This is a genomic window from Kitasatospora sp. NPDC041917 (assembly GCF_055589745.1).
Map to the genome: position 1 here is coordinate 150,330 of NZ_JBVJBI010000013.1, position 23,782 is coordinate 174,111.

Here is a 23,782-nt window from a genome sequence, read left to right on the forward strand (position 1 = left end):
ACCCGGGTCCGGGGCCCGGGAAGCCCGTGCGGTCGCCCGCCGCCCCGGGGCGGATCAGCCCGAGAGCTTGCGCATCAGCCGGACGCCCTGGGCCGCCGTCAGGTGCGGCAGGTACGCCTTGCCGATCGCCCGGGTGATGCCGGGCAGCGCGGCCGGGTCGGGGTACGCCATGTACATCGGCCGGTACTCCGGCTGGAACTTCGCCTTGAAGGCCAGCAGCGAGCGGAAGCCGTACACCGGCTCCAGCACCTTGCCCATCCAGTCCAGCATCCGCTGCAGCCCGGTGGGCTCCTCGTCCTGCCCGGTGCGGGCCAGCGGCGCGCCCGACAGCGACAGGAAGCGCGCGCCCTCCTCCTTGAAGCCGAGCGCGGCCGAGGCGATCAGGAACTCGCTGACGCCGCGGAAGCCGTCCGAGCGCCGGCGCATGAAGTCCAGCGTCCAGCCCACCGGCACGCCGTCCTCGTACACCGGCATCCAGCTGGTCAGCCCGTGCACCACCCGCTGCTCGTCCACCGCGATCAGCACCCGCACGTCCGGGTCGTCCAGCTCCGCCAGCCCGCCGAGCGTGAAGCCCATCTCCGGCAGGCCCTTCTCGGAGACCCACTCCTCGGAGATCGCCCGGATCTGCTCCCGCAGGGCGAGCGGCGCCTCGTGGTACGCCCACCACTCCGCGGAGATGCCCTGCTTGCCGGCCTTGTTGAGGGCGGTGCGGATGTCCTGCCACTTGCGGCCGGTGAAGGCCAGCTCGGGCAGCGGCACCACGGTGTCCTCGGCGACCTGCAGCGAGCGCCAGCCGAGCCGCGCGGCGGCGTCCCTGGTCTCGCCGCAGACGCTGTAGAAGCACGGCGTCCAGCCGCGCGCGTCGCAGTACCGGGCGAAGCCGGCCACCGCCCCGGCGCGGTCCTCCGGCGCGCCGAACGGGTCGCCGGTGGTCAGCGCGACGGTGCCCACCACCCGGTAGGCGACGGCCGCCCGGCCCTGCTCGTCGAACCAGTAGTGGTTGCCGTCCCAGGTGGCGATGAACGAGAGCGTCCCGCCGCCGTGCTCGGTCAGCAGCGCCCGCGCCCGGTCGGCCGCCGCCGCGTCGGTGTGCAGCACCGGACGGCGGAAGACGGAGAGCAGCACGGCCAGCGCGACCGCCCAGAACGCCAGCCCGCAGTACGTCTCCAGGAAGCGCGCCACCGGCCCGACCGCGATCGGGTAGTCCGGCAGCAGGTCGTTGTACGCGGGCGGCAGGAACTGGGCCGGCAGCCCGGCCACCAGCCGGCGGGCGGTCGCCCCCGGCTCGAACTCCCCGGCCGCCAGCCGCCCGACCCCCACGTAGGTGGCCGCGGAGGCGAGCGCCGCGCCGCCGAGCACCAGGGCCAGCCGGCGCACCGAGCTGCCGGACAGCCGCAGCGGGAAGCGCTTGCGGGTGGCCACCAGCAGGGCGGTGGTCAGCAGCGGCAGCAGCAGCGCCTCGACGAAGTACTGCACCACGTCCCGGCTCACCGGCCCGGCGTCCAGGTACAGCCAGCACAGCAACGCCGCCCAGAGCAGCTCGGTGGCCACGGTGACCAGCCAGGCCAGCCGCAGCCCCCGGCGCAGCCCCTCGGCGAGCACCAGCAGCAGCGCCGGGAAGAGCGCGGCCATCATCCGGCCCGGGGTGTCGAAGATCCGGACGACGGCGTGCGCGCGGGCGCAGTCGTGCGCCGACAGCGCGCAGAAGTCGGCGACCTCGTCCGGGCTGAGCCGGTGCGAGAAGTACAGCTCGGAGAAGGTGTTGAACGGTCCGCTGGCGTTGTCGTACAGCGAGGCGAGCAGCGGCCCGAAGGCGGCGGCGACCAGGCAGAGCGCGACCAGCACCCGGGTCTCGGAGTGCGAGGAGCGGTGCGTGCGCAGGTGCGGGCGGCCCCGGCTGACCAGCGCGCCCAGGCCGAGCCCGGCCAGCGCGGCGGCGCACCGCTGGACGCTCTGCAGGTGGCCCACGTACAGCGTCATCACCAGCGGGACGAGCAGCACCAGCAGGTGCAGCCGGCGGCGCCAGAGCACGGTGAGCCGGTACCCGAGCACCCCCGCCAGCGCGAACACGCCGACGCCGGGGCCGACCGAGATCTGGTCGGCCACCGAGGCGGTCCACTGCTCCCCCGCCGAGGAGCCGAAGGCGACCAGCGCGGTGCCCAGCAGGGTGCCGACGACCTGCCCGCCGACCAGCACCGCGAGGGTGCGCGGCCGCCCGAGCCGGTGCTCGGCGGCCGGGCCGACCAGGAGCAGCAGCAGGCTGGTGAACACGTACGAGCCGCTGCCGGAGCACCAGAACATCGAGGTGACCGGCGTCCACCAGTGGCCCTCGGCCAGCGTGGGCAGGCCGATCCCGGCCCGGTCCAGCAGCCGCTCGGACGGGCCGTGGCCCAGGCTCCCGGTGGCCGCGCCGAGCAGCCAGAGCCCGGCCAGCAGGGTCAGCGTCAGCGGCGCCGAGCGCAGCCGGGAGCCGAGCGCCCTGGCCGCCCGCCGGACCCGCTGCGGGCGCGGCTCCGCGGTGCGGGTGACCGGAGCCCGGTCGGTGCCGCGCTCGGCCGAGCGCTCCGCGTCCGGCCCCGGCTTGCGCTGCTCGCCGACGGTGGCCAGCGCGGTCCCCGCCCCGGTCACCGCGTCAGCCCGGTCTGCTGGGCGAGCCACGGGAGCTGCTGGACGATGCCGGGGCGGAAGACGACCCAGCCGTGGCCGCCCGGCATCAGGTCGAACTTGGACTTCATTCCGGCCGCCTGCGCGGCCCGGTAGACCTTCTCCATCTGCGGTCTGAACTCCTCGTCGGTCTCGCCGACGACCAACGCGACGTTGGTGTCCGGGAATTTCCTGCGGGCCATCACCTGGAGCGGATCGACCGCGTCGAACTTCTTCTCGTCACCGCCGAAGGCGGCCTTGACGGTCTGTTCCCGGCTGCCCAGGGTCGGTTCCTCCTGCCCGGACATGTCGAGGACGGTGCCGTACACGTCGGACGCGTTGACGCCGAGCTGGAGCGCGCAGGTGCCGCCCATCGAGGCGCCCCCGATCGCCCACGCGGTGCGGCCGGTCGCGGCCTGGAGGTTCTGGTGGACCCAGTCCGGCACGTCCACGGCCAGGTACGTCTGGGTCTTGGCGATCTTGGAGTCGAGGCAGAGCGTGTTGGCCCAGGTGGAGCCGAGCTGATCGGGCATCACCACGATCGGCGCGAGGCCGCCGTGGTCCGCGGCGAAGGCGTCCAGCGCCTCGTTGATCTGCGCGGAGAGCACCCAGTCCCCCGGAACCCCGGGCTGGCCTGTGATCATCACGACGACCGGCAGCAGCGGCCGCGGGGTGGCCTGGTAGGCGGGCGGGAGGTAGACGTACGCGTCGCGGGCCTTGAAGCCCGACTTGGTGCCGGGGATCGGCACCACCGAGACGGTGCCCTTCTCGGGCAGGTCCGCCGGGGGCTTCCAGGCCTCCTCCAGCGACTTGCCGGGCGGGGCGCTCATGGTCTGGCCCGCCTTGGTGGCGACCAGCCCGTCGGTCCTGGTCAGCCAGGGCGCCAGCATCACGCGCCCGCTCGGGAACTGGCCGAAGCCGATGTTGACCTCGGAGGAGGACATCAGCAGCACCAGGCCGCTCAGGCCCAGCGCGAGCCCCCGGCGCCGCCAGGTGAGCCGGCGCAGCCGGTAGCCGACCAGGCAGAGCCCGAGCAGGGCGACGGCTATCCACCAGGTGACGTACCGGGGAGTGCCCTCGGGGAAGGGGTGCCACCAGCCGTCGACCACCACGTCCAGCAGCCAGCTGAGCGCGGCCGCGGTGAACAGTGCGGCGGGTAGGCGGACCCGCCACCAGCTGCGGCCGCGGCCGATGGCTAGCGCGAACAGCGCCGCCCAGCCTGCCGCCAGCACGGCGTGCGGGATCAGGCCCTCGGTGAGCGGCCAGTCGATCGGGTTCCAGCGGGAGGCAAGGGTCAGCGTGGTCATGCGGCTTTGCCCGGCGGGGTGGTGTCGGCCAGGAAACCGTAGGCGACGACGTTGCCGTCGTAGCCGTGTTCCTCACTGTACGAACCGCCGCAGGTGATGACCCGCAGCTGTGCGTCAGCGGCCTGACGATAGACCCGGTCGTCCGGGAAGTCCTTTCGGTCGTGCACTTCGATGGCGTAGAGCTGGTAGACGGCGGTGGCGCCGTCCGCCCGGGCGATCTCGATCCGGTCCCCCCGACGGAGCGCGCCCAGATGATAGAAGACCGCGGGGCCGGCCTTGTTGTCGACGTGTCCTGCCAGGATCGCGGTGCCGCGCTGGCCGGGGCTGGCCCCGCCGCGGTACCAGCCCGCCAGGTTGCGGTCCGCCTCGGGCGGGGTCTGGAGACGGCCGGCGCCGTCCAGCCCGAGCGCGGTGACCGGGGCGTCCAGCCGCACCGCCGGAATGCGGATCCGGGTCGGCGCGGACGGGCCGAGCGGCGGCACGATCGAGACCGGCGCGATCCCGGCCTGGGCCTGACCGGCCCCCGGCGCGGGCGGCAGCGACGAACCTCCGTCGTGCAGCAGCCAGGCACCGAGGACCAGCGCGGCCCCGGCCGCCAGGGTGCCCGGCCACGGGCCCCTGCTCTGCTGGACGCCCATGGGCGCTCCCCTCTGCCGACGGAACCCCGCTTCCTGGGAGTTTCCTGGGAACAATTCAACCGGAACGGACTGTAAGGCACGTCCATACGACGGTCGTACCGGCACCCGCCGATCGGCAGGGCGGACGGCCTCTTTTCTGCGCCGCGTGGGCGCCCGGTCGCGGAGCGCGACGACCACCCCCCGCGCACGATCGCCGCGGGTGCACGCCCGACACGAGCTACCGACGGTTCAACGGACCCGATCGGTTGCGTCGTTCGAGCGATCACTCACGAGCTCGCGCTGCGCCTCTTCGACCGGCCCCGCCCTCGTGCCATGCTGACCCGGTTACGGGTTGTATCACCCACTTGTCCGACCGGACTCCGCACTCCCGCACGCCGCCCGCCCGCCCCACGAACGGAGTGACCATGGAAGCCCTCTCACGCCGCACCCTGCTGACGGCCGGCGCCGCCACCGCCGCCACCCTGGCGGCCGGGTGCGGCAGCAACCACGCCACCGGCGAGGAGCGGGCGACCGGCAGCGCCGCGCCGGCCACCGGAGCGGCCGACAAGCAGGGCGCCACTCCGGCCCCGGCCCCGCTCCCCCGGCCGCAGGCGGTCCTGATCGGTGACGGCTCCACCTCGGACACCGGCGCCCAGCCGCACCAGCCCGTCCCCGACCGGCTGCAGCCCGGCCAGCGCCCGCCGCAGTTCGTGGTCTTCTCCTGGGACGGCGCCGGCGAGCTCGACAACGGCCTGTTCGCCCGCTTCCGCCGGCTGGCCCGGGACCACGACGCGAAGATGACCTTCTTCCTCAGCGGCCTCTACCTGCTGCCCGAGTCCAAGAAGGACCTCTACCGCCCGCCGCAGCACAAGGTCGGCGCCTCCGACATCGGCTACCTGAGCGACCAGCACATCCGCGACACCCTGGAGAACGTGCACGCGGCCTGGCTGGAGGGCCACGAGATCGGGACCCACTTCAACGGCCACTTCTGCGGCTCCACGGGCGTCGGCGCGTGGTCCCCGGAGGAGTGGGACAGCGAGATCCAGCAGGCGATGGACTTCGTGACGAACTGGCGCACCAACACCGGCTTCACCGACCTGCCCGCGCTGCCCTTCGACTACCGCAAGGAGCTGATCGGCAGCCGCACCCCCTGCCTGGAGGGCCAGCGCAACCTGCTGCCCACCGCGGTCAGGCGCGGCTGGCGCTACGACAGCAGCGGCAACGGCACCCAGGTGTGGCCGCAGAAGATCCAGGGCGGCGCGCTGTGGGACCTCCCGCTGCAGTCCATCCCGTTCCCCGGGCACACCTTCCAGGTGCTCTCGATGGACTACAACATCATGTACAACCAGTGCGGCCCCAACACCAAGGCCGACCCGGCGCTCCACCCCGGCTTCCAGACCCAGGCCCGCGACGCCTACCTGATGGGGTTCGACCGCACCTACGACGGCAACCGGGCGCCGTACGTCATCGGCAACCACTTCGAGGAGTGGAACGGCGGCATCTACATGAACGCCGTCGAGGACGTCCTCAGGACCATCGCGGACAAGCCGGAGGTCCGGCTGGTGTCCTTCCGGCAGCTGGTCGACTGGCTGGACGCCCAGGACCCGGCGGTGCTGCGCAAGCTCCAGACCCTCGCCCCGGGGCAGTCCCCGGCCGGCGGCTGGGAGGCCTTCCTCGGCGCCCCGGCGGGGGCCGCGGCCCCCACCACGGCCCCCGCTGCGGCCCCCGCCGGCGCCACCGCCGGCTGACCGTCAGGCCTTCGTCCGCACCCGGCCGGAGAGCACCGCGCCGAGCAGCGCCACCCCGGCCATCGACAGCAGGATCACCGCGAAGGCGCCGGGCGAGCCGGCCTCCCCACCGCCCCCGTGGGCGGCGGCGAGCGAGCCGCCGCCCAGCGCCGCGAACATCACCCCGGCCAGACCGGTCAGCAGCACATTGCCCAGCGCGTCGCTCATCTGGAGCGCGGCCGAGTTGGCCCCGGCGTCCTCCGGGGTGGAGAGCTTCATCATCAGCACGCTGACGCTCGCGATCGCCATCCCCATCCCGACGCCGCCGACGCCCCAGGCCACCGACGCGGCCCAGGCCGGCACCGCCGGGAACAGCACCAGCGCGGCGCCCGAGATCGCCACCGCGGTCAGCACGAAGCCGCCCCGGATCATCACCGTGCGGTAGCGCTCCGCCCCGGGCCGGCCCTGGAGCCAGGAGCCGAGCGCCCAGGTGAGACCGCCGCTGGTCAGGGTCAGGCCGGCCAGCGTCGGCGAGAGCTCACGCTGGGTGGTCATCATCAGCGGGATGAAGGCCTCGGCCGCGAAGAACGCCCCCGCGGCCAGCCCGCGCAGCAGGATCACGGCCGGCAGTCCCCGGCCGGCCCGCAGGGTCCGCGCCGGCAGCAGGCCGAGGACCGCCGGCACCAGCAGCGCCGCCCCGGCGATCCCGGGGGCCAGCCCGATCAGGTCGCGCCGCTGGCCCGCGTACTGCAGCAGGCCGGCGCCGACCGCCGCCATCGCGGCCAGCAGGGTGCGACGGCGGTCGAAGGCCGCGCCCCTGGCCACCGGGTGCTCGCGCTCGGTGCGGGCCAGTGCCGGGCCCATCACGGCCAGCGGCAGCAGGATCAGCACTGGCACGGCCAGGAACACCCAGCGCCACCCCAGGTGCTGGGTGACGGCCCCGGAGACCAGCGGACCGATGATCGAGGGCAGCACCCAGGCCGAGGAGAAGGCCGCGAACACCGCGGGCCGCAGCCGCTCCGGGTAGGCCCGGCCGACCACCACGTACAGGGCGACGATCACCAGCCCGCCGCCGAGGCCCTGGATGGCCCTCCCGGCCACGAACACCCACATTCCGGGTGCCGTCCCGGCCACCACCAGCCCCACGCCGAACACGGCGATGCCGCTGAACAGCGGCCGCAGCGGGCCGCTCCGGTCGCACCACTGGCCGGAGACGACCAGGGCGAACAGGGTGGTGGTGAAGTAGCCGGAGAAGGCGAACGCGTACAGCCCGAGCCCGTTCAGCTCGCGGGCCGCGGTCGGCATCGCGGTGTTGACGGCCGTCGCCTCGAAGGCGATCACCAGGACCACCGAGACGATCCCCAGCGTCAGCGCACGGTAGCGGCCGCCGAGGACCCCACCACCGGGGTCGTCGTCGAGGGGTATCGGTACGGGGTCGACCGAGGTGGGGGAGGCAGTGGTCATACGTAACATCGTAAGAGCCGTCTGCCCCGATGACCCCTGACCCCGGTCGGTGATCTCCTCGGCCGCAGGGCCCAGGACGGGCCCCGGGACCCAGGACGGGCCCAGGCCGGGACCACGGCGGAGGTCAGTGCAGCACCTTGAGGCCCACCACGCCGGAGACGATCAGCAGCAGGCAGGCGATCCGGGCCATGGTCACCGGATCCCCCAGGACGGCCATGCCGTAGACCGCGGTGCCGACCGCTCCGATGCCCACCCAGACGGCGTAGCCGGTGCCGATCGGAATGGTGCGCATCGCGTACGCCAGGCCGCCCATGCTGAACAGCAGTGCGATGCCGAAGACGAGGCTGGGAACGAGGCGGGTGAAGCCCTTGGACGATTCCAGGGCGACCGCCCAAATGGTCTCCAGGACACCCGAGACGATCAGAACGAGCCAGGCCATGACGGTGCTACCTCCGCAGTCCACAGCGGCCGGATTGCCGCTGAACTGCGCCGTCTTGTCGTCACCGGGTACGACGCGCTCGTCCGGGGTGGCGGAAATACCGCCACCTGTCCCCGACGGTAGCACACATTGCCATACAGAATTTACAAAAGGGCATTGACCCCTCTCCCCCGGATCGGCCACTATGAATTCACTGGCCGTGTGCCCGAGTGGCTTAGGGAACCGTCTGCAAAGCGGTGCACGCGGGTTCGATTCCCGCCATGGCCTCACCGGAAAAGGAAATTGCCAGTCGACTCCGAAAGTCGACCGGCAATTTCCTTTCCCTGCTTTCCGCCTTTCCCGGGAGCTCCCGGTCAGGCGGTGACGGCGTCCTCGGCCCGGATCGGCAGCCGGCCGACCGGCAGGCCGGTGGCGGCGCGCACGGCCGCGGCGACGGCCGCCGGGGCGACCACCGCGGGCACGGCTCCGACCGCCTTCGCGCCGAACGGGGCCACCACGTCGCGCTCCTCCAGCAGCGCGGCGATCCGCACCTCCGGGGTGTCCAGCGCGGTGGGCAGCCGGTAGCCGGTGAGCGAGGGGTTCAGTAGCACCCCGCCCTCCGTCCGCAGGTCTTCCAGCAGTGCCAGGCCCACGCCCTGGGCCACCCCCGCCTCGATCCGGTCCTCGATCTGGCGCGGGTTCAGCGCCCGGCCGACGTCCTGGGCGACCGTCATCTCGACCACCCGCACGGCGCCCAGCTCGATGTCCACGTCCACCACCGCACGCATCGCGCAGAACGAGATGGAGACGAAGGCGTCGCCCTGCCCGGCCTCGTCCAGCGGCTCGGTGGGGTGCGGGCGGCACTGCGCGGTGGCCCAGAGCTCCTTGCCCTCCAGCGCCTCGGCGACGGGCATGCCGAGCACCCCGTCGTACGAGGTGATCTTGCCGTCGGCGATCTGGAGCAGCTCCGCCGACATCCCGAAGTTCGCCGCGATCGGCTGCAGCAGCTGGTGGCGGACCATCAGCGCGGCCCGCTCGACGGCGCCGCCGGAGACCCAGGTGTGCCGGCCGCGGGCGGACGGCCCGGCGATCGACTGGTCGCTGTCGGCCGGGGCGATGTAGACCTCGCTGACGCCCAGCACGGTCTGCACGATCTGCCGGGCCAGCGTGGCGAAGCCCTGCCCGGCGTCGACCGCCGCGCAGATCACCGTGGCGTGGTCCCCGCTGACCCGCACGGTCGCCGTGGAGACCTCGTCCTCGCCCTCGGCGCCCAGCATGTGCACCATGCCGACGGCGTAGCCGATCCCGCGCCGCACCGCCGCCGGGTCGCCCGCGCCGCCGGGCCCGCCGGGCAGCAGCCACTCGGCGTCCGGGTCGTCCACCGGCAGGGCCGGCAGCGGCTCGGCGGCGACCGCGTCCAGCAGGGCGCGCACCGGCGCCGGGCAGGTGACGGCCTGACCGGTGGGCAGCGGGTCGCCGGTGGACATCGCGTTGCGGCGGCGGATCTCCACCGGGTCCACGCCGATCCGGGCGGCCAGCTGGTCCAGCTGCGACTCGTACGCGAAGCACGCCTGCAGGGCGCCCTCGCCGCGCATCCGGCCGGCCGGCGGGTTGTTGGTGCGCACTGCCCAGGCGTCCACGAAGACGTTCGGGCAGACGTACGGACCGGCCGAGAAGGCCGTCGCGGCGGCCAGCGCCTCGGCGGAGACGTCCGCGTAGGCGCCGCCGTCCAGCAGGATCTGCGCCTCGACCTTCACCAGCGTGCCCTCGGCGTCGGCGTGGTGGCGGTAGCGCAGGAGCGCGGGGTGGCGCGAGGTGTGGGTGTGGAAGGACTCCTCGCGGGTGAGCGTCATCTTCACCGGGCGGCCGGTGCGCAGCGCCAGCAGGGCCAGGGTGACCTGGAACGAGAGGTCCTCGCGGTCGGTGGTGGCGCCGGGCACGCCGGTGACCACCAGCCGGACCCGGTCCGGCTCCAGGCCCAGGCAGGCGGCGGTGCGGTCGCGGTCGCCGTGCGGGTCGGTGGAGGACAGGTGCAGCTCGACGCCGCCGTCCGGGCGCGGTACGGCCAGCCCGGCCTCGGCGCCGAGCGGGGCCGGGTCCTGCCGGCCGACCTGGTAGAGGCCCTCGACGACGATCTCGCCGACCGCGTCCGGGTCCCCGGTGCGCAGCGGCAGGTGGCGGAACAGGTTGCCGTCCGGGTGCAGCGGCGGCGCGGTGAAGGCCTGCTCCGGGTCGGTGACGGCCTCCAGCGGCTCGTAGTCGACCGCGATCAGGCCGACCGCCAGCCGGGCGGTGTCCGGGTGGTCGGCGGCCACCGCGGCGATCGGCTCGCCGTGGTGGCGCACCACGCCGGCGGCCAGCACCGGCCGGTCGGCGACGATCGGCCCGGCCGGGGCACCGTCGGGGGTGCCGTCCGGTCCGGGCGGCAGGTCGGCGGCGGTGACCACGGCGTGCACACCGGGCAGCGCCAGCGCGGCCGAGGTGTCGATGCCCCGGATCCGGGCGTGCGGGTGCGGCGAGCGCAGCACCGCGCCCCACAACAGCCCCTCGGCCCACAGGTCGGCCGCGTACGGGTAGATGCCGAGCGCCTTGGGCAGCGCGTCGCTGCGCAGCGGGGAGCTGCCCAGGCCGATCGGCTCCGGTGCGCCGCCCTCGCCGCCGTCCTGCTGGAGTGCTGCGCCGATGTCGGTAGGCGACGTCATGATGCGTGGTCGTCCTCGGGGAGCCGGATGCCGTGGGCGGGGGTGGCACCGTACGGGACACCGGCCGGGGCGCCGCCCTCGGCCGGGGCACCGTGCGGGTGCGGGGCGGCGTACGGGGTGCCGTGCGGGGTGCCGTCGTGGACGGAGCCGGGCAGCGGGGTCCCGTGCGCGGGGGTGGGCTCGTAGACCGGGGCGTCGTACCCGGTGTCGTAGCCGTTCTGCTGCTGGTGGCCGTCCGGGTAGGGCACGTAGGTGCCGTGCGCGGGGGTGGCCTGGTACGGCTGCTCGGGGTAGCCCTGCGGCGGGTAGTACACCTGGTCGTCGGCGGCCTGGGCGGGGATCCGGGCGGGGATGTCGTCCCGGATCGGGGCCAGCACGGTGGTGTCGTACACGCCGGTGTCGTAGCCGCCCTGGGGGTCGCCGTACGGCAGCCCGGCCAGCGCCTGCTCGACAGCGTGCTGTTCCACGGCGGGCTGCGCCGGGTGGTGCTGCTCGGCGGCGTGCCGCTCCGGGTGGTACTGCTCCGCGGGGTGGGCGACCGGGTGGGCCTCGACGGGCTGCTGCGGGACGTGCTCGATCCAGGCCTCGGCGTCGGCGTAGACCGGCGGCTCGACGGCCTGCCCGGGTTCGACCGGCGCGTCCACCGGCACGTCGGCGGGCGGTTCGGCGACCGGCTCGGCCGGCCCCCCGGGAGCGGGCCCGGCGGCCTGCGCGGCGGCCTCCTCCGCCTCCTCGGCCTCCGCCGCGCGGGCGTCCGCGACGGTCTGGACGGCGGCCAGCACGCCCCGGTAGCCGGTGCAGCGGCAGAGGTTGCCGCACAGCGCCTGACGGGCCTCCACCTCGGTGGGCCGGTGGTTGCGCTGGAGCAGGTCGTGCACCGCCATCGCCATGCCGGGGGTGCAGTAGCCGCACTGGACGGCGCCAGAGGCGGCCAGCGCCTGCTGGACGGCGCTCGCGCCGCCGGCGGCGGACAGGCCCTCGACGGTGCTGATCTCGCTGTCGGCGGCCAGGGCGGCGGGCACCAGGCAGCCGGCCACCAGCTGGCCGTCCACCTGCACCGAGCAGGCCCCGCACTCGCCCTGCTCGCAGCCGTCCTTGGCGCCGGCCAGGCCGAGCCGCTCGCGCAGCACGTAGAGCAGGCTCTCGCCGATCCACGCGTCGGTGACGGGCCGTTCGAAACCGTTGACCCGCAGCGTGTACGAGGCGCACGGGCGCAGCTCGCGGCTGACCTGCGGGGAGAGGCCGAGCGGGTCGGCGTCCAGGGTCTCGATGGGGTCTGTGGTCACTTCAGCGCCCTTCCCAGTGCCCGTCGGGCCAGCACCGATACGGTACGCCGCAACCGAACCGCGGCCGCGGTCGGCCCCTCGGTCACGGCCTCCCAGGCGCCCTCGGCGCCGTAGTTGTCGGGGACGCAGGCGGCGGCCACGTACTCGCCGAAGGCGGCGGTCGCGGCCGGGTCGATCTCCCGGCTGCCGTCCCAGTCGATGCAGCCGGCCACCCAGGCCTCGGCCTCCAGCGGGCGCAGCGGCACCGGCGCGACGGCCCCGACGGCGCAGCGCACCGAGCGCCGGGCCGGGTCGAGGACCAGGGCGACGGAGGCGGTGGCGCGGGCCGGTCCGCTGCGGCCGGTGGCCTTGAGGAAGACCTGCGGGGCGTGCAGCAGCGGGACGCGCACCCAGGTGAGCAGTTCGCCGGGGCGCACCGGGTCGAGTCCGGTGAGCAGGTGACTGACCGGCACCTCGCGGGTGCCCCCGGCCCGGGCCAGGGTGACGCTGGCCTCCAGCGCGGTGAGCACCGGGAGGGTGTCGCCGGCCGGGGCGGCGGTGACGATGTTCCCGCCGAGGGTGCCGACGTTGCGGACCTGCGGCGGGCCGGCGGTGCGGGCGGCGTCGGCGAGCGCGGGGATGAGCGCCGCGAAGTCGGGGCGGTCCATCCGGGCGTGGGTGAGTCCGGCGCCGAGCACGGCGGTGCCGCCGTCCTCGTAGCGCCAGCCGCGCAGTTCGGTGATCCGGCCGAGGCCGACCAGGGCGGCGGGGCGCAGTCGGCCGGCGTTGACGGCCTCCATCAGGTCGGTGGCTCCGGCCACCGGTACCGCGGCCGGGGCGGCGGCCAGCGCGTCGACGGCCTCGTCGAGGGAGGCCGGCAGCATGATCGTCCGGTTCACCTGGGTCCCACCGTGCTCCACTTGCTCATCGATCGCCTGCCGCCCGCCGGCCTTCGGCCGTACTGTCCTGCGTCAGCAGCCCGGCCTGGCCCGTAGGGTACGGGCGATCGGGCCGGGTTGGGCAACTCTGGCACACAATGCTCGATGATCATTTCGGGACCGGTGAACGGGACTGCCCGATTGAGACTGATACCGGGCGGTATCTGCCCCGACCCGCTCCGGGCCAGGGCAGATGTTCATCAGTTCTTGACGTCGGACGACCGCTCAGAAGTTCCCCGCGGGTAGGACCGGGGCGTTTCCCGCGGGTCTTCGCCGGGTCCGGCGGGACCCGCGGGACCTGCGGGACACGCCCTACCGCACCGGCGGCGGGCCCTCGATCGGCCGGCCGAGCACCCCGGGCCGGCGCTGCCACGGGTGCGGACCGTCGGCCGGGCGGTACTCGACGCCGAGCGCGTCAAGGGCCCTCAGGTGCGTCGTCAGCCGCTGCTCGAAACCGGCGAAGTCCCGCTCGGCCGGCTCGGCGGGCAGCTCCGACCAGGCGACCTCGGCGAAGGCGACCAGCCGGGGGAAGGCCCGGTAGTCGATGTCCCGGGCGCTGTCCATGAACTCGCTCCACAGGTTGGCCTGGGTGCCGATCACGTGCCGGGCGGCGGCCTCGTCCAGCTGCTCGGGGACCGGCTCGAACCGGTAGACGTCCTCCAGCGTGCGCACGAATCCGACCGGGATCGGCTCGTCCGGTCCGTCCGCCTGCCGGTGGTCGAAGTAGACGTGCTGCTCGGGGCACATCACCACGTCGTGCCCGGCCTTCGCGGCGGCGACCCCGCCGCCGAAGCCGCGCCAGGAGGAGACGGCGGCGCCCGGCGCGAGCCCGCCCTCCAGGATCTCGTCCCAGCCGATCAGCCGGCGGCCGCGGTCGGCCAGCCAGCCGTCGAAGTGCCGGATGAGGTGGCTCTGCAGTTCGTCCTCGTTGGCCAGGCCCAGCTCGCGTATCCGGGCCTGCGCGGCGGCGCTGTCCTTCCACTGCTCCTTGGGGCACTCGTCGCCGCCGAGGTGGATGAACTCGGACGGGAAGAGCTCCAGGACCTCCTCCAGCACGCCCTCGAAGAAGCGCAGGGTCTCCTCGGAGGCGTTGAGCACGTTGTGGCTCACCCCCCAGTCGGTCCAGACCCCGAGCGCGGCGGTGTCCACCACGTCGGTGTTGCCCAGCTCGGGGTAGGCGGACACGGCGGCCTGGGTGTGGCCGGGCAGGTCGATCTCCGGGACGACGGTGACCCCGCGGGCGGCCGCGTAGGAGACGATCTCGCGCAGGTCGTCCTGGGTGTAGTAGCCGCCGTGCGGGCGGTCGTCGCGGCGCTGCCCGGCCCGGTAGCCGACCATCGAGCGCTCCCGCCAGGCGCCGCGCCCGGTCAGCCTCGGGTAGCGCTTGATCTCCACCCGCCAGCCCTGGTCGTCGGTCAGGTGCAGGTGCAGCACGTTGAGCTTGTGCGCGGCCAGCAGGTCGACGAAGCGCAGCACGTCCGACTTGGGCAGGAAGTGCCGGGCGACGTCGAGCAGCGCGCCGCGCCAGCCGAACCGGGGGGCGTCCGCGATGTCGGCGCCGGGCAGGACCCAGCCCTCGCGGCGCAGCGGCGAGCGGCGGTAGGCGTCCGGCCCGAGCAGCTGCCGCAGGGTCTGCGCGCCCCACAGCGCTCCGGCCGGGCCGCCCGCGGCGAGCAGGGCGTGGCCGGGGCGCACCGTGATCCGGTACGCCTCGGCGGCGAGCGTCCGGTCCTCGACCAGCTCGATGCCCGAACCCGGCCGGCCCGGGCCGAGCGGCAGCCCGGTGGCGGCGGACAGTGTGGTCCGCAGCCAGCGCTCGGCGTCGGCCAGCGCGGGGGGTGCGGTCAGCGTGGTGGCGGCGTCGAGCGGGTAGTCCTCGTCCGGGCGGCGAACGGCACTCGACGGTGCGGGAATGAGGTCCATTCCGACATCCTGCCCACGCCCCGGCGATTGGCATAGACCACCGGGGAAACCCTGGTGCTATGCAAAACGGCGTTGTGCGCGGCGCCGCGGACTACTTGTTGTCGCCGTCGCCGCCCTGCGGCTTGCCGATGCCGTCGTAGATCTCCTTGCACATGGGGCAGACCGGGTACTTCTTCGGGTCGCGCCCGGGCACCCACACCTTGCCGCAGAGCGCCACCACGGGAGACCCGGAGAGGGCACTCTCCATGATCTTGTCCTTCTGGACGTAGTGCGCGAAGCGCTCGTGGTCGCCGTCCCCGTGGGACACCTGTGGGACGGGCTCGACCAGGGTGCCGGTGCCGAGGCCGCGCTCGGGCTCAAGAGTGCTCATGGGTGCCAAGTCTATGGGGGCCTCCGGAAACCCGGCCAGTGTCGCGGCGCGGGGCCGGTCGGCTCAGTTCATCGTGGGGTCGTCCGGGTAGGTCGCCAGCAGGGCGAGCGGGCCGCGCTGGCGGCGCAGGACCGCGCGCCACAGCCGTTCCGGCTCGGGGCTGGAGACGTCCCCCGGCTCGCAGTCCACCAGGTACCAGGCGCCGCTCTCCAGCTCCGCCTCCAGCTGTCCCGGCGACCAGCCGGCGTACCCGGCGAAGATCCGCAGGCTGCCCAGCTCCCCGGCCAGCACCTCGGGCGGCGCCTCCAGGTCCACCAGGCCGATCGCACCGTGCACCCGGCGCCAGCCGAGCGGCTCGCCGGTGCCCGGCTCCCCCGGTGCCACCGCGAGGCCGAGCGCCGAGTCCAGCGCCACCGGGCCGCCCTGGAACACCACGGCCGGCTGTCCGACGAGTCTGTTCCAGCCGTCCAGCACGCTTCCCACCTCGACCGGCGTCGGCCGGTTGAGGACCACGCCGAGCGCCCCCTCGACGTCGTGGTCGAGGAGCAGCACCACCGCCCGCGCGAAGTTCGGGTCGGTGAGCAGGGGCGTCGCGACGAGCAGACAGCCGGTGTGGGACCGGCCTCCGTGCGAATGGGCCGCCGTCATGCCCACATGATCCCGCAGAACGGCACCGCTCGGACACCGCAACACCCGGAAACCCCCACGCCGGACGAACACCCGTACGGCCGCACCGGGGGGCGGGCGCGGGCCCGGAGAGAGCACCATCACGGGAGAGGCTCACGGGAACCAACGGAGCGCCTACTACCATCTACGTCTGGTGGACGCCCATACGGTGCCGACTCGGTTTCGCCGGGGGCCCGAACGCGCCCGTACGAACGGTCCACCACCGGCTCTCTCCCGGAGCCGCCCTTTCCGACTCCTCTGGCACCCCGGATTGCGAGAACGATGACCGACGACGTCCTGCTGGTCCATGGCGGAAATCCGCTCGAAGGCGAGATCCGCGTCCGCGGTGCGAAGAACCTGGTGCCCAAGGCCATGGTCGCCGCCCTCCTCGGGCAGGGCCCCAGCAGACTGCGCAACGTCCCGGACATCCGCGACGTCAAGGTGGTCCGCGGCCTGCTGCAGCTGCACGGCGTGACCGTGCGCACCGGTGACGAGGACGGCGAGCTGATCCTCGACCCCTCGCACGTCGAGAGCGCCAACGTCGCCGACATCGACGCGCACGCCGGCTCCTCGCGGATCCCGATCCTGTTCTGCGGCCCGTTGCTGCACCGCCTCGGCCACGCCTTCATCCCCGGCCTCGGCGGCTGCGACATCGGCGGCCGCCCCGTCGACTTCCACTTCGAGGTGCTGCGCCAGTTCGGCGCCACCATCGAGAAGCACCCGCAGGGCACCTACCTGGTCGCCGCGCAGCGGCTGCGCGGCACCAAGATCGAGCTGCCCTACCCCTCGGTCGGGGCGACCGAGCAGGTGCTGCTCACCGCCGTCCTCGCCGAGGGCGTCACCGAGCTGCGCAACGCGGCCATCGAGCCGGAGATCGTCGACCTGATCTGCGTGCTGCAGAAGATGGGCGCGATCATCACGCTGGGCACCGACCGGACGATCCTGATCACCGGCGTGGACGAGCTGAACGGCTACAACCACCGCGCGCTGCCGGACCGCCTGGAGGCGGCCTCCTGGGCCTGCGCGGCGCTGGCCACCAAGGGCGACATCTACGTCCGCGGCGCCCGCCAGCTGGAGATGATGACCTTCCTGAATACCTTCCGGAAGGTCGGCGGCGCCTTCGAGGTGGACGACGAGGGCATCCGCTTCTGGCACCCGGGCGGCGAGCTCAAGGCGATCGCCCTGGAGACCGACGTGCACCCGGGCTTCCAGACCGACTGGCAGCAGCCGCTGGTGGTCGCGCTGACCCAGGCCACCGGCCTGTCCATCGTCCACGAGACGGTGTACGAGTCGCGGCTCGGCTTCACCGGCGCGCTGAACCAGATGGGCGCGCACATCCAGCTCTACCGCGAGTGCCTGGGCGGCACCCCGTGCCGCTTCGGCGCCCGCAACTTCCTGCACTCCGCGGTCGTCTCCGGCCCGTCCAAGCTGATCGGCTCCGAGCTGGTCATCCCGGACCTGCGCGGCGGCTTCTCGTACCTGATCGCGGCGCTGGCGGCCGAGGGCACCTCGACCGTGCACGGCATCGACCTGATCAACCGCGGCTACGAGAACTTCATGGACAAGCTGCGCGACCTGGGCGCCCACGTCGAGCTGCCCAGCGAGCAGCTGGTCGACGCCTGACGGTCCGGTCCCAACGGCGAGAGGCCGGGCTCCCCAGCGGGGAGCCCGGCCTCTCGGGCGTTCAAGGGGTGGCTCAGGCAGCGCCCTTGGCGGCTTCCTTCAGCTTGGAGCCGGCGCTCACCTTGGCGCTGTAGCCCGCGGCGATCTGGATCGGCTCGCCGGTCTGCGGGTTGCGGGCCGTACGGGCAGCGCGGTGGGTGCGCTCGAAGGTCAGGAAACCGGGGATGGTGACCTTCTCGTCGCCCTTGGCGACGACCTCGCCGACGATCTCGGCGAAGGCGGCCAGAACGGCGTCGGCGTCCTTGCGGGTCACCTCGGCGCGCTCGGACAGCGCGGCCACCAGCTCACTGCGGTTCATGTGTACTCCTGTGGTCTGTTCGCTTGCGGTGCGCGGGGGCCCATCGGTGCTCCCACCGGGGGGCACCCGGATGGGCCGCAGGTCCGCACACTGTGCTCATGCAGGCAATGCGTGGTCGCAGGCCGGGTCCGTACCCGATGCCGCGCGCCGGAGCCGTCGAAGGCCCACCCGCCCGCCTGGATACGAATCCTGCCCCGACCGGCCCCGAGAAAGCCAATCGGGCCCCGGGCGAGCCACCCGAACATCGCCCGCTCGTTGGAGGTGTGACGCTCCGTCGGCTCCGGCGGACCGGGCGCGGGCGGCGGTCGGGACGACACGCCGGAAGACCAGGGGGACGTTCCGTACTTGTCGGACACGCCTGCCCCGTGCAGGGCTACGGTACGCCCTAGGACTGACAAGCCCAAACACGCCCCTCGCCCTTGTGTCGCAAGGGTTCGGGGCGGGCTGGGCGGGTATGGCCCTTATTCGTACATTTGAGCGATCCGTGACACGTCGCCCGACCCGGTCGTCAGAGCTTGACGACGGGGAACGCGGCGGTGTCCAGGGTGCCGACGATGCCGGGGGTCGGACGGGCCGGCGCGCGGTCCTCCTGGGCCCCCGCCAGGGCCGCCTCGCGCACCGCGGAGGCGACGGTCTTGGCGACGTCCTTGTGGAACACGCTCGGGATGATGTAGTTGGCGTTCAGCTCGTCGTCTGCCACGGTGGTGGCCAGCGCCCGGGCGGCGGCGATCATCATCTCGGTGTTGACGGTACGGCTCTGGGCGTCCAGCAGGCCGCGGAAGACGCCCGGGAAGACCAGCACGTTGTTGATCTGGTTCGGGAAGTCGCTGCGGCCGGTGGCGACCACGGCGGCGGTCTGCCGGGCGATGGCCGGGTCGACCTCCGGGTCCGGGTTGGCCAGCGCGAAGACGATCGAGTCCTCCGCCATGGTGGCCAGGTCGTCGCCGTCCAGGACGTTCGGGGCCGAGACGCCGATGAAGACGTCGGCGCCCGCCACGGCCTCCTTGAGGCTGCCGGTGCGGCCCGAGCGGTTGGTGTGCTCGGCGATCCAGCGCAGGTTCTCGTTGAGGTCCCCGCGGCCCAGGTGGACCACGCCGTGCACGTCCGCCACGGTGGCGTGCTCGACGCCGGCCGCCATCAGCAGCTTGAGGATCGCGGTGCCGGCGGCGCCGGCGCCCGACATCACCACGCGGATGTCGGCGATCCGCTTGCCGACCACCTTCAGCGCGTTGGTGAGGGCGGCCAGCACGACGATCGCGGTGCCGTGCTGGTCGTCGTGGAAGACCGGGATGTCCAGGGCCTCGCGCAGCCGGGCCTCGATCTCGAAGCAGCGCGGCGCGGAGATGTCCTCCAGGTTGATCCCGGCGAAGCCCGGGGCGATCGCCCTGACGATGGCGACGATCTCGTCGGTGTCCTGGGTGTCCAGGCAGATCGGCCAGGCGTCGATCCCGGCGAAGCGCTTGAACAGGGCCGCCTTGCCCTCCATGACCGGCAGCGCGGCCTCGGGGCCGATGTTGCCCAGGCCCAGCACCGCCGAGCCGTCGGTGACCACGGCGACGCTGTTGCGCTTGATGGTCAGGCGGCGCGCGTCCTCGGGGTTCTCCGCGATCGCCATGCAGACCCGGGCGACGCCGGGGGTGTAGATCATGCTGAGGTCGTCACGGTTGCGGATCGGCAGCTTCGAGGACATCTCGATCTTGCCGCCGAGGTGCATCAGGAAGGTGCGGTCCGAGACCTTGCCGATCGACACGCCGTCGATCGCGCGCAGCTTCTCGACGATCTCCTCGCCGTGCGCGACCGAGGAGGCCGCCACCGTGACGTCCATCCGCAGCGCCTCCAGGCCGGAGGCGGTGACGTCGAGACCGGTCACCGACCCGCCGGAGGACTCCACGGCCGTGGTGATCGCACTGACGGCGTTGCCCCGGGCCGGGACCTCCAGCCGTACCGTGATCGAGTTGGAGACACTGGGCACCGTCGCCATCGACGCTTCCTTCTTCCGTCTGTCCCGCAGGCTCAACATTTTGTTGAAGGCATCGCCCGCGCATGCTAGACCTCGATCGTCGCACCTTCCAAGGGGTAGCCAGAAATAACGTTCATTGAGTGTGCGGACCCGACAATCCCACCCAATGGCCGCCGGTCCCCCGCCGCTCACTCCTTGCCTCTCCCGGCCGATGCGTTACATTGGACGGGACACCGGCTCGATCCAAGCCCCCGGGCCCAACCTTCGTCCCTTCGAGGGACCACTTGCCGCGAGGCGAGCATGGCGGGTCGGTGTCGTAAACGTCTGAAGGCCCCTCACCGTCCGGTGAGGGGCCTTCTTCCGTCGGGACCCGACGGGACCCGACGGGCCGTCAGCCGTGCAGCAGCGCGGGCACGCCGTCCGCGTCCGGCAGGTCGTCCGGGCCGGAGAGCACGGTCAGCCGCTGGGTCGCGCGGGTCAGCGCCACGTACAGCACCCGCAGCCCGGCCTCCGACTCGCCGGCGATGCCGGTCGGGTCGGCCACCACGGTCGCGTCGTACTCCAGGCCCTTGGCCTCCAGACTGCCCAGCGCCACCACGCGCCCGCCCAGGCCCTCGGCCCAGCCGGCCGCCTCGTCCCGGCGGTCCATCGGCACCACGATCGCCACGGTGCCGTCCACCTCGGCCAGCAGCCGCTCCAGCTCGGCCCGGGCGGCCTCGCCGAAGGCCTCCGGCGAGGGGTCGGTGGTGGCCGCGAAGCGCGGCTCCACGCCGACGCGGCGCACCGCGCTCGGCGACGGGGTGCCCGGCGCGGCCAGCGCCAGCACCTTCGCCGCGACCTCGGCGATCTCGGCCGGGTTGCGGTAGTTCACGGTCAGCGTGAAGCGGCGGCGCGGCTTGCCGGAGAGCACGTCGTCCAGTGCGGCCTGGGCCTCCTGCGGGAACGGCCAGGAGGACTGCGCCGGGTCGCCGACGATCGTCCAGGTGGCCATCCGGGCCCGGCGGCCGATCATCCGCCACTGCATCGGGGTGAGGTCCTGCGCCTCGTCCACGATGATGTGCGCGTACTCCCTGCGCTCGACCGGCTGGCGGTCGCGCTGGCGGGTGGAGCGGTCGGCGAAGGTGGTGACCTCCTCCAGGCCGCTCAGCAGGTCCACCGCGTCCACCTCGCGGACCTTCGGGCGGGCCGGCTCGCCCAGCAGCACCTGGAGCTCGTCGATCAGCGCGACGTCGTGCGCGGACAGCGCGCCCGCGCCCTCCGCGGACAGGTGGCGCCAGGAGGCGGCCAGCAGCCTGGCCTCGTCCGGGGTGACGGCGCGACGGGCGATCCGGTTGGTGTGCCGGTGCTGCCGCAGCGTGCCGAGCACCCGGCGCGGGCTCAGTGCCGGCCACCAGGCGTCCAGGAAGTCCAGGAACGAGGCCTCGTCCGAGACGTACTCGTCGAAGGACTCCTTCTCCTCCTGGCGCTGCTCGCGGGCGTAGTGGTCGGCGGGCTTCGGCAGGTCCCTGGTGGCCTGCTGCCACAGGGCGTCCAGCAGCAGCCGGCGGGCCCGCGGGCGCAGCAGGTTCAGCGGGGTGCCGCCGGAGCCCACCACGTTGCCGCGCACGGCCTTCAGCCGGGAGGCGTCCAGCTTCAGCACCTCGCCGCGGGCGACGACCTTCAGCTCCTGCGGCGCGCCCAGCTCCAGCGCCGCGCGGGCGGCCCGGCGCAGCAGCTGCACCATCCGGCCCGAGCCCTTGACCCGGGCCGCCTCGGGAGTGTCGTAGGTGCCCGCCTCGATGCCGTCCACCAGCGAGCCGACCGCCCGGATGGCGACCTGGCCCTCCTCGCCCAGCGCGGGCAGCACGCCCTCGGTGTAGGACACCAGCAGCGGGGTCGGCGAGACCACCAGGATGCCCCCGGCGTAGCGGCGGCGGTCCTGGTAGAGCAGGTAGGCGGCGCGGTGCAGGGCGACGGCGGTCTTGCCGGTGCCGGGGCCGCCGGTGACCAGGGTGGCGCCCGCGGCGGCGGCGCGGATCACCTCGTCCTGCTCCTTCTGGATGGAGGAGACGATGTCGCGCATCGAGTGGCTGCGGGCGCGGCCCAGCGAGGCCATCAGCGCACCGTCGCCGACCACGGCCAGCTCCTCGCCGTCCAGGGTCGGGGCGAGGTCCGGACGCAGCAGGTCGTCCTCGACGCCGATCACCTTGCGGCCCTTGGAGCGGATCACCCGGCGACGGATCACCCGGCCCGGTTCGACCGGGGTGGCGCGGTAGAAGGGGGCGGCGGCGGGCGCGCGCCAGTCGATCACCAGCGGGCCGTACTCGGCGTCCAGCACGCCCAGTCGGCCGATGTGGAGGGTCTCGGCGACGGCCGGGTCGGCCGGGTCGAGCGGGGTGTCCGACGGGATCCCGTGCTCCTCCGGGGCGTCCGCCCGCTGGAGGTCGATCCGGCCGAACAGGAAGTCCTCGAACTCGCTGTTCAGTCGGTGGAGGTGGGCGCCGGCCCGGTAGACCTGGGCGTCGCGTTCGGCGAGCGCGCCGGGGGTGCCGACCTGGACCCGCTTGGCGGCGTCCTCCAGGATGTACTCGGCCTCGGCGAGCTTCTCCTCCAACCGGTGGTAGACGGTGTCGAGGTGCTGCTGCTCACCGGCGATCTCGCGCGCGCGGACGGTCTCGTGGTCGGTGGCGGGGGTGGTGGGCGTGTTGCTCTGCATGGCCTCGGTGGTTGCGGCGGAATCCCGCTCCGGAAAACGAGCGGACGGATGATCCTACGCCGCCACCCCCGGGCCGCGCTGCTCCGGAACGTACAAAAATCGAAGGGCCGCCCTCCGCGGAGCGGAGGGCGGCCCTTCGAGTCAACATGGGGTGGTGGAGATGCCGGGAATCGAACCCGGGTCCAGTGGAGTTAATTCAGGGCTTCTCCGAGCGCAGTCCGCTGTGCTTTTCTCGGCCCTGGCGGTCACACGGACAAGCCGCCAACAGGCCCAGCTGCTGTTTGATTTCCCATCCGCCCTCGCAGCCCGGGCGGACGGTTGAGTTCCCTAGATTATGCCAGGGTCCGGGTCGGGAACTCCCCGGTCTGACACCCAAGCGCTATCGGTGCTTATTAGGCAGCGAGAGCGAACTGCTGGGAATCGCGCTTAGAGTTGGCGATTATTTTTTTGCGACACGTGGTTAACGAGATCATTGCCGCGTTCCTCGGCTCGCTTCCCCTGTTTCAACATCCCCTGTCGAAACCGATCATCCCCATGTTTTGTTGAGAAACAGCGCGGACGGTGACCGTCCTTGTTGCTGGCGCCATACTACGCGAGGCGACCAGCGGGGGTCCAGCCGATTAACTCTGGCGCCGCCGGGCCGCCGCCACGGCGCGTGCCGTCTCGCGGGTGTCCTGCTTCTCGCGGAGCGTCTGACGCTTGTCGTAGAGCTTCTTGCCGACCGCGAGGGCCAGTTCGAGCTTCACCCGGCCGTCCTTGAAGTACAGCGAGAGCGGGACCAGGGTGTGGCCCGCGTCGCGGACCTTGGTCTCGATCTTCTGGATCTCCATCCTGTGCAGCAGCAGCTTGCGCTTGCGCCGGGCCGCGTGGTTGGTCCACGTCCCCTGGGTGTACTCGGGGATGAAGACGTTGTCGATCCACGCCTCGTGGTTCTGGATGTACGCGTAGCCGTCGACCAGGTTGGCCCGCCCCTCGCGCAGCGACTTGACCTCGGTGCCGGTGAGCACCAGGCCGCACTCGTAGGTGTCGAGGATCGTGTACTCGTGTCGCGCCTTCTTGTTCTGCGCGATCAGCTTCTGTCCGGTTTCCTTTGCCATAACCCGGTC

General features: G+C 73.1%; 16 protein-coding genes, 1 tRNA gene, 1 other RNA gene, 1 pseudogene and 1 riboswitch. Of the genes and pseudogenes, 3 read left to right on the forward strand and 16 right to left on the reverse strand.

What is annotated here, in order from left to right; translation table 11 throughout:
* Positions 1 to 54 precede the first annotated feature (54 nt).
* Genes ACZ6EM_RS18540 through ACZ6EM_RS18550 form a run of 3 tightly spaced genes read right to left on the reverse strand, consistent with a single transcriptional unit; the run spans position 55 to position 4,588 of the window.
* A complete protein-coding gene (locus tag ACZ6EM_RS18540; RefSeq protein WP_401051067.1) occupies positions 55 to 2,628 on the reverse strand; it encodes a rhomboid family intramembrane serine protease in 2,574 nt (857 codons plus the stop codon).
* The gene (locus ACZ6EM_RS18545; RefSeq protein WP_401051065.1) at positions 2,625 to 3,950 is read right to left on the reverse strand and encodes an alpha/beta hydrolase; all 1,326 of its coding nucleotides are present in this window, start codon (positions 3,948 to 3,950) and stop codon (positions 2,625 to 2,627) included. Before ACZ6EM_RS18545 ends, ACZ6EM_RS18540 begins: the two co-directional genes overlap by 4 nt.
* On the reverse strand, positions 3,947 to 4,588 hold the full coding sequence (locus ACZ6EM_RS18550) for a class F sortase (protein ID WP_380351913.1): 642 nt from the start codon (positions 4,586 to 4,588) through the stop codon (positions 3,947 to 3,949). The genes ACZ6EM_RS18545 and ACZ6EM_RS18550 overlap by 4 nt, the downstream gene beginning before the upstream one ends.
* A 404-nt stretch (positions 4,589 to 4,992) precedes the next feature.
* Here ACZ6EM_RS18550 and ACZ6EM_RS18555 point away from each other — a divergent pair, with 404 nt between their 5' ends.
* Positions 4,993 to 6,315, forward strand: a complete 1,323-nt coding sequence (locus ACZ6EM_RS18555; RefSeq protein WP_465772776.1) for a polysaccharide deacetylase family protein — start codon at positions 4,993 to 4,995, stop codon at positions 6,313 to 6,315.
* A gap of 3 nt (positions 6,316 to 6,318) precedes the next feature.
* Here ACZ6EM_RS18555 and ACZ6EM_RS18560 read toward each other — a convergent pair whose 3' ends face one another.
* Both ACZ6EM_RS18560 and ACZ6EM_RS18565 read right to left on the reverse strand, forming a co-directional pair.
* Entirely contained in the window at positions 6,319 to 7,758 is a 1,440-nt protein-coding gene (locus tag ACZ6EM_RS18560; protein WP_452178236.1) for an MFS transporter, read from the reverse strand.
* A gap of 124 nt (positions 7,759 to 7,882) precedes the next feature.
* Positions 7,883 to 8,197 (reverse strand): DMT family transporter, encoded by a 315-nt coding sequence (locus ACZ6EM_RS18565; protein ID WP_380545568.1) that lies wholly within the window; start codon positions 8,195 to 8,197, stop codon positions 7,883 to 7,885.
* A 44-nt stretch (positions 8,198 to 8,241) separates the two neighbouring features.
* A riboswitch (guanidine-III (ykkC-III) riboswitch) is annotated at positions 8,242 to 8,307 on the reverse strand.
* A gap of 85 nt (positions 8,308 to 8,392) precedes the next feature.
* On the opposite strand from ACZ6EM_RS18565, the gene ACZ6EM_RS18570 reads away from it, so the two are divergent.
* Positions 8,393 to 8,464 (forward strand) — tRNA-Cys (locus ACZ6EM_RS18570).
* A gap of 86 nt (positions 8,465 to 8,550) precedes the next feature.
* On the opposite strand, the gene ACZ6EM_RS18575 is transcribed toward ACZ6EM_RS18570, so the two are convergent.
* The 6 genes and pseudogenes from ACZ6EM_RS18575 to ACZ6EM_RS18600 all read right to left on the reverse strand — a co-directional run bounded on the left by ACZ6EM_RS18575 (position 8,551) and on the right by ACZ6EM_RS18600 (position 16,022).
* The gene (locus ACZ6EM_RS18575) at positions 8,551 to 10,878 is read right to left on the reverse strand and encodes a xanthine dehydrogenase family protein molybdopterin-binding subunit (protein WP_380545566.1); all 2,328 of its coding nucleotides are present in this window, start codon (positions 10,876 to 10,878) and stop codon (positions 8,551 to 8,553) included.
* A 656-nt stretch (positions 10,879 to 11,534) separates the two neighbouring features.
* Positions 11,535 to 12,092 (reverse strand): annotated as a pseudogene (locus tag ACZ6EM_RS18580) ((2Fe-2S)-binding protein); the annotation flags it as partial.
* A gap of 68 nt (positions 12,093 to 12,160) precedes the next feature.
* Positions 12,161 to 13,027 carry an FAD binding domain-containing protein gene (locus tag ACZ6EM_RS18585; protein WP_355265826.1) on the reverse strand — a complete coding sequence of 289 codons (867 nt, stop codon included), beginning with the start codon at positions 13,025 to 13,027 and terminating at the stop codon, positions 12,161 to 12,163.
* 366 nt (positions 13,028 to 13,393) lie between these two features.
* Positions 13,394 to 15,004 (reverse strand): beta-N-acetylhexosaminidase, encoded by a 1,611-nt coding sequence (locus ACZ6EM_RS18590; protein WP_465772777.1) that lies wholly within the window; start codon positions 15,002 to 15,004, stop codon positions 13,394 to 13,396.
* 91 nt (positions 15,005 to 15,095) lie between these two features.
* Positions 15,096 to 15,374 (reverse strand): DUF3039 domain-containing protein, encoded by a 279-nt coding sequence (locus ACZ6EM_RS18595; protein WP_359904233.1) that lies wholly within the window; start codon positions 15,372 to 15,374, stop codon positions 15,096 to 15,098.
* Between the two features lie 63 nt (positions 15,375 to 15,437).
* Positions 15,438 to 16,022: a YqgE/AlgH family protein gene (locus ACZ6EM_RS18600; protein WP_359904235.1), complete on the reverse strand. Its 585-nt coding sequence runs from the start codon at positions 16,020 to 16,022 to the stop codon at positions 15,438 to 15,440.
* A gap of 300 nt (positions 16,023 to 16,322) precedes the next feature.
* Here ACZ6EM_RS18600 and murA point away from each other — a divergent pair, with 300 nt between their 5' ends.
* Positions 16,323 to 17,663, forward strand: a complete 1,341-nt coding sequence (gene murA / locus ACZ6EM_RS18605; RefSeq protein ID WP_359904238.1) for a UDP-N-acetylglucosamine 1-carboxyvinyltransferase — start codon at positions 16,323 to 16,325, stop codon at positions 17,661 to 17,663.
* Between the two features lie 73 nt (positions 17,664 to 17,736).
* Here the strand turns inward: murA and ACZ6EM_RS18610 are convergent, their stop codons facing one another.
* The 5 genes from ACZ6EM_RS18610 to smpB form a co-directional block, all read right to left on the reverse strand.
* Positions 17,737 to 18,021, reverse strand: a complete 285-nt coding sequence (locus ACZ6EM_RS18610; protein ID WP_030242980.1) for an HU family DNA-binding protein — start codon at positions 18,019 to 18,021, stop codon at positions 17,737 to 17,739.
* Between the two features lie 508 nt (positions 18,022 to 18,529).
* Positions 18,530 to 20,002 (reverse strand): NAD-dependent malic enzyme, encoded by a 1,473-nt coding sequence (locus ACZ6EM_RS18615; RefSeq protein WP_401044310.1) that lies wholly within the window; start codon positions 20,000 to 20,002, stop codon positions 18,530 to 18,532.
* Between the two features lie 370 nt (positions 20,003 to 20,372).
* Complete coding sequence (locus tag ACZ6EM_RS18620) at positions 20,373 to 22,676, reverse strand: HelD family protein (RefSeq protein WP_401044313.1); 2,304 nt, start codon at positions 22,674 to 22,676, stop codon at positions 20,373 to 20,375.
* 152 nt (positions 22,677 to 22,828) lie between these two features.
* Positions 22,829 to 23,210: a transfer-messenger RNA gene (gene ssrA / locus ACZ6EM_RS18625) on the reverse strand.
* Positions 23,211 to 23,296: 86 nt separating this feature from the next.
* Positions 23,297 to 23,773 carry an SsrA-binding protein SmpB gene (smpB, locus tag ACZ6EM_RS18630; RefSeq protein WP_359904247.1) on the reverse strand — a complete coding sequence of 159 codons (477 nt, stop codon included), beginning with the start codon at positions 23,771 to 23,773 and terminating at the stop codon, positions 23,297 to 23,299.
* Positions 23,774 to 23,782 lie beyond the last annotated feature (9 nt).

What these genes read in the sequence shown, in the direction of transcription:
- ACZ6EM_RS18575 (WP_380545566.1), bottom strand. Translation starts at nt 10,878, where the DNA reads ATGACGTCGCCTACCGACATCGGCGCAGCACTCCAGCAGGACGGCGGC.
- ACZ6EM_RS18550 (WP_380351913.1), bottom strand. Translation starts at nt 4,588, where the DNA reads ATGGGCGTCCAGCAGAGCAGGGGCCCGTGGCCGGGCACCCTGGCGGCC.
- ACZ6EM_RS18590 (WP_465772777.1), bottom strand. Translation starts at nt 15,004, where the DNA reads ATGGACCTCATTCCCGCACCGTCGAGTGCCGTTCGCCGCCCGGACGAG.
- ACZ6EM_RS18545 (WP_401051065.1), bottom strand. Translation starts at nt 3,950, where the DNA reads ATGACCACGCTGACCCTTGCCTCCCGCTGGAACCCGATCGACTGGCCG.
- ACZ6EM_RS18565 (WP_380545568.1), bottom strand. Translation starts at nt 8,197, where the DNA reads ATGGCCTGGCTCGTTCTGATCGTCTCGGGTGTCCTGGAGACCATTTGG.
- murA (WP_359904238.1), top strand. Translation starts at nt 16,323, where the DNA reads ATGACCGACGACGTCCTGCTGGTCCATGGCGGAAATCCGCTCGAAGGC.
- ACZ6EM_RS18600 (WP_359904235.1), bottom strand. Translation starts at nt 16,022, where the DNA reads ATGACGGCGGCCCATTCGCACGGAGGCCGGTCCCACACCGGCTGTCTG.
- ACZ6EM_RS18595 (WP_359904233.1), bottom strand. Translation starts at nt 15,374, where the DNA reads ATGAGCACTCTTGAGCCCGAGCGCGGCCTCGGCACCGGCACCCTGGTC.
- ACZ6EM_RS18615 (WP_401044310.1), bottom strand. Translation starts at nt 20,002, where the DNA reads ATGGCGACGGTGCCCAGTGTCTCCAACTCGATCACGGTACGGCTGGAG.
- ACZ6EM_RS18585 (WP_355265826.1), bottom strand. Translation starts at nt 13,027, where the DNA reads ATGCTGCCGGCCTCCCTCGACGAGGCCGTCGACGCGCTGGCCGCCGCC.
- ACZ6EM_RS18620 (WP_401044313.1), bottom strand. Translation starts at nt 22,676, where the DNA reads ATGCAGAGCAACACGCCCACCACCCCCGCCACCGACCACGAGACCGTC.
- ACZ6EM_RS18610 (WP_030242980.1), bottom strand. Translation starts at nt 18,021, where the DNA reads ATGAACCGCAGTGAGCTGGTGGCCGCGCTGTCCGAGCGCGCCGAGGTG.
- ACZ6EM_RS18560 (WP_452178236.1), bottom strand. Translation starts at nt 7,758, where the DNA reads ATGACCACTGCCTCCCCCACCTCGGTCGACCCCGTACCGATACCCCTC.
- smpB (WP_359904247.1), bottom strand. Translation starts at nt 23,773, where the DNA reads ATGGCAAAGGAAACCGGACAGAAGCTGATCGCGCAGAACAAGAAGGCG.
- ACZ6EM_RS18555 (WP_465772776.1), top strand. Translation starts at nt 4,993, where the DNA reads ATGGAAGCCCTCTCACGCCGCACCCTGCTGACGGCCGGCGCCGCCACC.